The organism is Fusobacterium sp., assembly GCF_029258315.1.
Lineage (GTDB): Bacteria > Fusobacteriota > Fusobacteriia > Fusobacteriales > Fusobacteriaceae > Fusobacterium_B.
Genome location: NZ_JARHZE010000099.1, coordinates 1 through 7,963, shown reverse-complemented (window position 1 = coordinate 7,963; position 7,963 = coordinate 1). Strand labels below are relative to the sequence as shown.

Here is a 7,963-nt window from a genome sequence, read left to right as displayed (position 1 = left end):
TATTACTCTCCAAGGTTTCAACCTTTTCTCCAAACCTTTCAATAGATTTTACTTTTAATTTTTCCTTTTGAGGATATAGATATATATTTTCTCCTAAACTTAACTCTCCTGATAAAACACTTCCAGTTACAACTGTTCCATAACCTTTTATTGAGAAACTTCTATCAATATACATTAAAAACTCTTTTTCCTCTAACTTTTCTTCAAGTTTTAAAATATCCTCAACTATCTTTTCTCTTAATCTTTCAAAGGACTTTATATCTTTTATAGAGGTTTCCATAATTTTAAAATTTTCTAAAAATGATCCTTCAAATTTTTTTCTTAACTCTTTTTTTACCTCTTCCACTCTCTCTTCTGTAACCAAATCTTTTTTTGTAAGAACTATAATACCATTTTTAATCCCTAAAAGTTTTAAAATCTCAAAGTGTTCAATAGTTTGAGGCATAACTCCATCATCACAACTTACTATAAATAAAATATAGTTAATCCCAGCTACACCACTTAACATATTTTTTATAAATTTTTGATGTCCTGGAACATCAACTATACCTATATTTATATTTTTTTCTTGAAAATGGGAAAAACCTATATCAATAGTCATATTTTTCTCTTTTTCTTCTGGGAGTCTATCTGTATCTATCCCAGTCATATATTTTATAAGAGTTGTCTTTCCGTGATCTATATGTCCAGCTGTCCCAATTATTATATTTTTCATACTAATCCTCTCTCTAAAAAAATATCTTGAATATTCTGAGCCAATTCATCAATATCATCTAAAAATATAGTTTTCATATCTAAAAAATATCTATTATCCTCTATCCTACCTATTATTGATATTTTATTTTTTCTAAAATACTCTTCTAATCTATTAGGAGAAATTTTTCTCTCAAATATAAACTCTATACCAAAACTTTTAATCTCTTCATCTGGCATGCTTCCACCACCAATAGTGGCCTTCGTTTCTATCACTTTATTTTTTATCCCTCTCTCTTCAAGAATATTTGATAATCTTATAGCTCTTTCCTCTACATCTTCTACCTTTTCTGTTATCATTCTTAAGGTTGGTATATTTTTTATTGCCTCTCTTTCATCTAAATAATTTGTAAATAATTCTTCCAATAAGGCTATTGTTATTTTATCAACTCTAATGGCTCGTAAAAATTGATTTTTTTTAAGTCTATCTATCAGCTCTTTTTTTCCAACTATTATTCCAGCCTGACAACCTCCTAAAAGCTTATCTCCACTAAAAGTTACAAGATCAACTCCAGCCTCTAAACTTTTCATCACAGTGGGCTCTGATACAATCCCATACTTTGAAAACTCTACAAGATTTCCACTTCCAATATCCTCAATAACCAATTTATTTTTATCTTTTCCAAGTTTGACTAATTCTTTTAGATCCACCTCTTGAGTAAAACCTTTTATCTTATAATTAGATGTATGAACTTTTAGTAAAACCCCTGTTTCCTCATCAACATTTCTTTTGTAATCATCTAAATGAGTTATATTTGTAGCCCCAACTTCCAAAAGATTAGCCCCAGAAAATTTTATTATCTCTGGTACTCTAAAACTTCCACCTATCTCAACCAATTCGCCCCTTGATATAATGGTGTTTTTATTTTTTGAAAACTCATTTAAACAAAGAATTACAGCCCCAGCATTATTGTTTACAACTAATGCACTTTCACTGCCAACCACTTGACTTATAAGATTTTCAAGATTTTTATAACGACTTCCTCTTTTTCCCTCTTCTATATCGTATTCTAAATTATTGTAAGATGATAATATCTCTCCTATTTTTTCTCCTATTTTTTTAGAAAAAACACTTCTTCCTAAATTTGTATGAAGTATAGTTCCACTTCCATTAAAAACTCTCTGTATTTTTTTTCTTTTTTCTTTTTCAACTAAAGATAAAATATTTTTTATTATATTTTCTTCTAGATTTTCACCTAATAATCTAAGTTTTTCCTCATCTTCAGTTTTTAAAATTTCCTCTCTCATTTGATTTATAGATTTTTTTATACAAGACAAAAAAGTGTAGTAATCTACACTTTTTCCCATATTTTCTATTTCTTTATTTTTTAATATAATATCCACCTTAGGTAGATTTCTAAGCAATATTTTTTTCATTTTCTCTCCTAAATTTAAATTTGAGGATAAGAAAATTATCTATCTTACAATTATACTATACTCTTGTTTTTTTTCTACACTTCCAATTATAGATGACTTTATCTCTAAAGTATTTAACTCTTTCATAACATCATTTATATATTGAACTGGTATTGAAAATAAAAGTCCCCCTGAAGTTTGAGGATCAAAAAGTATCTCCTCCATTTCAAAAGAAATATTTTCAAATTTTACTTTCCCTTCTAAAGATTTTCTATTTCTTTGTCCACTTCCTGTGATATAGAAATCCTTTGCAAATTCCTTAGCACCACTTAGATAAGGAACATACTCACTCTCTACCACAAAAGTTTTTTCTGAAGAAACAGCCATTTCATAAAGATGTCCTAAGAAACCAAAACCTGTAATATCTGTACAAGCTGTCACAGGATATTTTACTATTATCTCTCCAGCATATTTATTAAGAGTTGTCATATTTCTTATAACCTCTCCCATCTGACTTTCTTTTAAGTCACCCATCTTTGATGCTGTTGTTAATATCCCTGTTCCTAAAGGTTTTGTTAATACTAAAATATCCCCTTCACAAGAACCATAATTTTTTAAAATCTTATCTGGGGAACAGATTCCAGTTACAGATAAACCATATTTTATCTCTTGGTCATAGATTGAATGTCCACCACTTAGGACTGCTCCTGACTCAAGAATTTTTTCTGCTCCACCTCTTAAAATCTCTTTTAATACCTCTTGCTCCTCTTTTTCTGGAAAACAAACTATATTCATAGCTGTTATTGGTTTTCCACCCATTGCATAAACATCACTTAAAGAGTTCGCTGCTGCAATCTGTCCAAAAAGATAGGGATCATCTACCATAGGAGTAAAAAAATCTAAAGTTTGAATAATTGCCTTATCATCAGAAATCTTATAAACTGCTGCGTCATCAGATTTCTCATAACCAACTAATAAATTTTTATCCTCTTTTACTGGTATTGTTTCTAAAATATTTGAAAGAGCCTCTGGCCCTATTTTGCTAGCTCAGCCACCTATGGAACATCTATTTAATAATTTTTTCATTCTTGCCCCCTAATTTTTATCATTTGAGGATATTATATCACATTTTATTTTCTATTTTAATTTTTTTTATTTTTTCCTAAAAATAATATTGATATATTTATTAAATAAGCTAGGATTGATATATAATTTCCTCTATCTCCCCCAATCAATTTTCCTATAAGAGCTGTTACCCCTCCAGCTATTATAGCAAGTATAACAACTTCTTTCTTAGCTCTAAATCCAAATATTCCCACAAAAGTTGGAACTATAAAGGCTCCCGAATAAACTGCTAGAGCTAAAAGTAAAGTTGATAAAATATATTTCATCTTAACAGCTATCAGTATTGCTAAAAGTCCAAAGACAACCATTAAAATTCTTGTTATAAAAATAGCTTTCTTACTTTTTAAATCTTTTAAAAAAACTTGAGTAAAAAGTGATGAGGCTGTAAGTAAAGTTGTATCAGCTGATGAGATCACCGCTGATAAAAGTCCAAAGTATAGGAAGAATCCTAAAACTTTTGGTAATTTTTCATTGGCTATCATAAGAAGAACTGATTCTCTTCCAACTTCATCAAACATTTGAATACCATAGACACCTATTTTTGCAAATATAAATGCAAGAGGAAGAAGAACAAGTATTGTTATAATTATTGATTTTCTCATTGTGTTCTCATCTTTTGCACAGAAAAGTCTTGAATATATATCTGGACCAACTAAGAAAGTTGTAGAGTAAGTCAGTATCATAACTATTATATCCATAATACCAAATTTATAATTCACCACTGGTAATATCTCTTTTGTTATTGGCTCTGGTAAAACATATACAAATGTAAAAAATAAACCTGCTAAAATAAACATAAGTTGGATAACATCAGTTTTTATTATTGAAAGTTGTCCACCTAAAATTGTATAGACTATAAAAACCAATCCACTTAACCAAACTCCTTGAACATAATTTAATGATGAAAGTATAGTAACTATTTTTGCTGCCCCCATTATTTGAGAAGCTACAACTCCAAGCCAAGCTATTGGAATTATAAAAGATGATATTCTTTGAACCTCTTCCCCATAAAAACTTCCCAACATACTTGGCAAATTATAACCTTGAAAGTTTTTTATATGTTTTACTAAAGGATATAATCCTATAAGTCCTAAAGAGGCACAAACCATAAGCCAAATTCCTGCCCAACCACTTGTATAAGCAAAATCAACACTCCCAATTATAGCTGAACTTCCCAAAATTGATGCAAGTAAACTTCCAGAAACTTGAAATATCCCAGCACTTTTTCCAGCCACAAAAAAATCCTTATCATTTTTTATCTTATTAAATGATAAAATCCCAACTAAAATAACCAATAAAAAATAACCAAACAATAACAACTCTTTCATAATTTCTCTCCTTTTTTAACTGCAAAATCTATTTTTATTCTAACATAGCTTTTAAATTTTTTTTATTTTTTATTTTAAAAAGGTTAACATTTAATTTTAATCTAAGTGTAATATTATTTTAAAAAGGATACAAAGAAATTGACTACTAAACTTAAAATATAGTATAATGTTTTAAAGAAATATTATTTTTCAAATATTTGCTTACTTATGTTATTTTATTTTTATTTTTTATGGTGAGGTGTATATGAGAAAAAAATTATTAGTTGTATTTTTCTCTTTCCTACTTCTTAGCTGTTCGAATAATCAAATTACCCCTGAAGAAAAAGTTACAAACCTTCAAGGAAAAGAATACTTAAAACAATTTGGTTCTTCTATCTCCTTAGAAGAAGCTATTAAAATAGCTCGTGAGAGAAATTTAGATCTTAAAACAAAAAGACTTGAAAGAGAGATCGCCTCTCTTGATAAAAAAATTGCTTTTGGTAACTTTTTACCATCTATAAATATACTTGGAGGATATACAAAACTTGATAATCAAGTGGATATTGGAATGGAAACTAGCTCTCTAACTAACAATCTTCCATTTCCTTTGCCACCTATTGTGTCACATCTTATACCTTCAACACTTTCTACTAGATTTATAGATGAATCTTTTTATACTTATGGTATAGGAGCTCAAATTCCTGTTTTTGTCCCTTCAACTTGGTTTTTATATAGTGCTAGAAAAAAAGGGGAAAAAATAAGTGAATTAGCTGAAAGTTTAACTGATAAGATGATTCAACTTCAAATTATGGGAGAATATTTTTATATTCTAGCCCTTCAATCTGAAGAGGAATATTTGACTAACCAATTGAGTTCAGCTAAAGAGATAGAAAAAAAAGCTAAGATTTCATTAAAAGTTGATGCTATTCTTCCTTGGGAAGTTGAAAAAGCAAAAACTTTAGTAAAATCAAGAGAGATAGCTCTTGAAAATAATAGAAGAGATTTAAAAATTGCTAAAATGAACATTATGAAAAGTTTAAATTTAAATCCCTTAGATGATATAGTTTTAGAAGATATTAATTTATCTGAAAAAAATCTTCCTGAATTAGAAGAATGTATATATATAGCTCTTTCTCAAAATGAGATGTTACAAATTTTAGATACAAGCAAAAATATTTCAAAAGATATTAAAAAGATAGCTATATCAAATTTTCTACCAAAAATAATTTTAGGTGGGGGATATGTGAAAAATAATAACGATATTTTTGTTGATTCAAGTGTAGCTTTCGGAAATATCTCCGGGGTTATAAGTATTTTTAATGGATTTAAAAATATAAATGAATATAAAAAAGCTGCTAGAAGAGAAAAAATATCTGAATTAAAATTAGAAAAAGAGTTTTTAACAATTATAATAGAAACTACTAGAGCATATGAAAATGTAAAAAAATCAAAAGAGATTTGTGAAATGGCTGAACTTAACTATAAAGCAGAAACTGGTAAGATAAAACAAAGATCTGCTGAAAAAAATGTAGGTTTAATAGGAGACGATGAATATTATCTTTCACTTGCCTCTTATCAAGAAGCTCTTAGCTTAAAAAAGAAAGCTGATTTTCAATATCAAATAGCTTTAGGAGCTCTTAGCATTGCAATGGGACAAAACCCATTTATAGAAGGAGGTAAATAATTTATGAAAACTAAAATTTTGTTACTAGCACTGTCTATATTTATGATTAGTTGTAAAAAAGATAATGAACCTATTATAAGACCTGTTGAAACAATAACAGCACAAAGTCGTTCATCTTCAATGGAGTTTAAATATCCTGGAGTGGTTGCTCCTGAAAAAGAAGCCTTTCTTTCTTTTAGAGTCTCTGGGCCTATTGATAAATTTAATGTAGAAGTGGGAAGTTTTGTTAAAAAAGGAAGTGTTATAGCTCAAATGGATCAAAGAGATTATAACCTTCAACTGGAAGCCTTTAAAAATAAAAGTATCGCTGCTAAAAATTCCTATGAAGCTGCTAAGGCTGTATCTGAAAATGCAAGAAAACAATTTGAAAGAGTTGATACTCTATATAGACAAAAAGTTTTGCCTAAAAAAACTTATGATGAAGTTTTGGCTGGAGTAAAAGCTGCAAGAGCTAGTGAACTAGCTACCTATGCAATCTATCAAGAAGCTACTCAAGGAGTACTTAATAGTGAAAACCAATTAAAAGACACTGCTCTTATTGCTCCTTATGATGGATATATTCAAAAAAAATTAGCTGATGTGGGAACTGTGGCTGGAGCTGGTATCCCTGTTGTAAGTATCTCATCTTTAATCAATAATAAAGTTAAGATAAATGTTTCCGAAAAAGATTTAAATAAATTTAATGAGATGGAAAGAGCTACTTTTAATTATGATGGTAAGGAATTACCTCTAAAATTAGCTGATGTTGGTAGAGCAAAAAGCACTACAAATCTAACTTATCCAGTAACTCTTTATTTTGTTGAAGAGAATAATATTCCTTCTGATTCTCAAGGAACTGTTAAAATATATTTTAAATCTGAGGATAATCAAGGATATTCTATCCCTTGTGAAGCTCTCTTTGAAAAAGATTCTCTTCCAAATGTATGGATATACAAAGATGGTGTTGTAAATTCTAAAGAGGTTAAAGTTATAAAACCATACTATGATGGACAAGTTATTATCACCGGGATAAATTCTGGAGATAAAATAGTTACTAAAGGGGTTCACGAACTTTCTCAAGGTCAAAAAGTAAATCTTTTAGAACCTACCAGTGAAACCAATGTTGGAAATTTATTATAGAGGTGTCCTATGAAATTTATAGATTATTCAATTAAAAATACAATCGTTGTTAGATTTATGATAATCTTATTGGTTCTTGGAGGGCTATTTTCCTATGTAAAACTTGGAAAATTAGAAGATCCTGAATTTAAAATAAAGGAAGCTTTGGTTGTTACTTTTTATCCCAACGCTGATGCTCATAGTGTTGAGTTACAGGTAACCAGTAAGATAGAGGAAACTCTTCAAAAAATTCAAAATGTAGAATATATTGAGAGTGTATCAAAGCCAGGATACTCTCAAGTAAAAATAAAATTAAAAGAATCTATTCCAAGCAAAAATCTTGATCAATATTGGGATAATGTAAGAAAAAAAATATCTGATTCAAAAATAAATCTTCCTGTTGGAGCTTTCCCCCCTATTGTCTTAGATGATTATGGAGCTGTTTACGGAATATTTTTAGCTGTTACAAGTGATGGATATTCTTACTCAGAATTAAAAAAATATACTGACTATATCACTCGTGAATTAAACTCTATTAATGGTATAGCTCAAGTTGCTCAATTTGGAAAACCTATTGATGCTGTTGAAATTATTATGGATAGGGATAAAATTAATTCTATGGGACTTAATACAAAAGTTA

7 protein-coding genes are annotated in these 7,963 nt (G+C 28.9%); 3 read left to right on the top strand and 4 right to left on the bottom strand.

The features are described from left to right. The 4 genes from selB to Q1J48_RS06965 form a co-directional block, all read right to left on the bottom strand. Positions 1-715: selenocysteine-specific translation elongation factor (gene selB, locus Q1J48_RS06980; protein ID WP_300362223.1), on the bottom strand; the 715-nt coding region annotated here is incomplete at its 3' end. Next, positions 712-2,130, bottom strand: a complete 1,419-nt coding sequence (gene selA, locus Q1J48_RS06975; protein WP_300362221.1) for an L-seryl-tRNA(Sec) selenium transferase — start codon at positions 2,128-2,130, stop codon at positions 712-714. The genes selA and selB, both read right to left, overlap by 4 nt. A gap of 39 nt (positions 2,131-2,169) precedes the next feature. Beyond that, entirely contained in the window at positions 2,170-3,147 is a 978-nt protein-coding gene (selD, locus tag Q1J48_RS06970; protein WP_498040972.1) for a selenide, water dikinase SelD, read from the bottom strand. A 104-nt stretch (positions 3,148-3,251) separates the two neighbouring features. Continuing rightward, the gene (locus Q1J48_RS06965; RefSeq protein WP_300362217.1) at positions 3,252-4,562 is read right to left on the bottom strand and encodes a sodium:solute symporter family protein; all 1,311 of its coding nucleotides are present in this window, start codon (positions 4,560-4,562) and stop codon (positions 3,252-3,254) included. Between the two features lie 244 nt (positions 4,563-4,806). Between Q1J48_RS06965 and Q1J48_RS06960 the strand changes: the two genes are divergently transcribed. The 3 genes from Q1J48_RS06960 to Q1J48_RS06950 all read left to right on the top strand — a co-directional run. Next, complete coding sequence (locus tag Q1J48_RS06960) at positions 4,807-6,225, top strand: TolC family protein (RefSeq protein WP_300362214.1); 1,419 nt, start codon at positions 4,807-4,809, stop codon at positions 6,223-6,225. A gap of 3 nt (positions 6,226-6,228) precedes the next feature. Continuing rightward, the gene (locus tag Q1J48_RS06955; RefSeq protein ID WP_300362212.1) at positions 6,229-7,344 is read left to right on the top strand and encodes an efflux RND transporter periplasmic adaptor subunit; all 1,116 of its coding nucleotides are present in this window, start codon (positions 6,229-6,231) and stop codon (positions 7,342-7,344) included. 9 nt (positions 7,345-7,353) lie between these two features. Continuing rightward, positions 7,354-7,963 (top strand): efflux RND transporter permease subunit (locus tag Q1J48_RS06950; protein WP_300362209.1); only part of this gene is annotated, 610 nt, incomplete at its 3' end.

Coding starts and splice junctions, on each gene's coding strand:
- selA (WP_300362221.1), bottom strand. CDS start 2,130: ATGAAAAAAATATTGCTTAGAAATCTACCTAAGGTGGATATTATATTA.
- Q1J48_RS06960 (WP_300362214.1), top strand. CDS start 4,807: ATGAGAAAAAAATTATTAGTTGTATTTTTCTCTTTCCTACTTCTTAGC.
- Q1J48_RS06965 (WP_300362217.1), bottom strand. CDS start 4,562: ATGAAAGAGTTGTTATTGTTTGGTTATTTTTTATTGGTTATTTTAGTT.
- Q1J48_RS06955 (WP_300362212.1), top strand. CDS start 6,229: ATGAAAACTAAAATTTTGTTACTAGCACTGTCTATATTTATGATTAGT.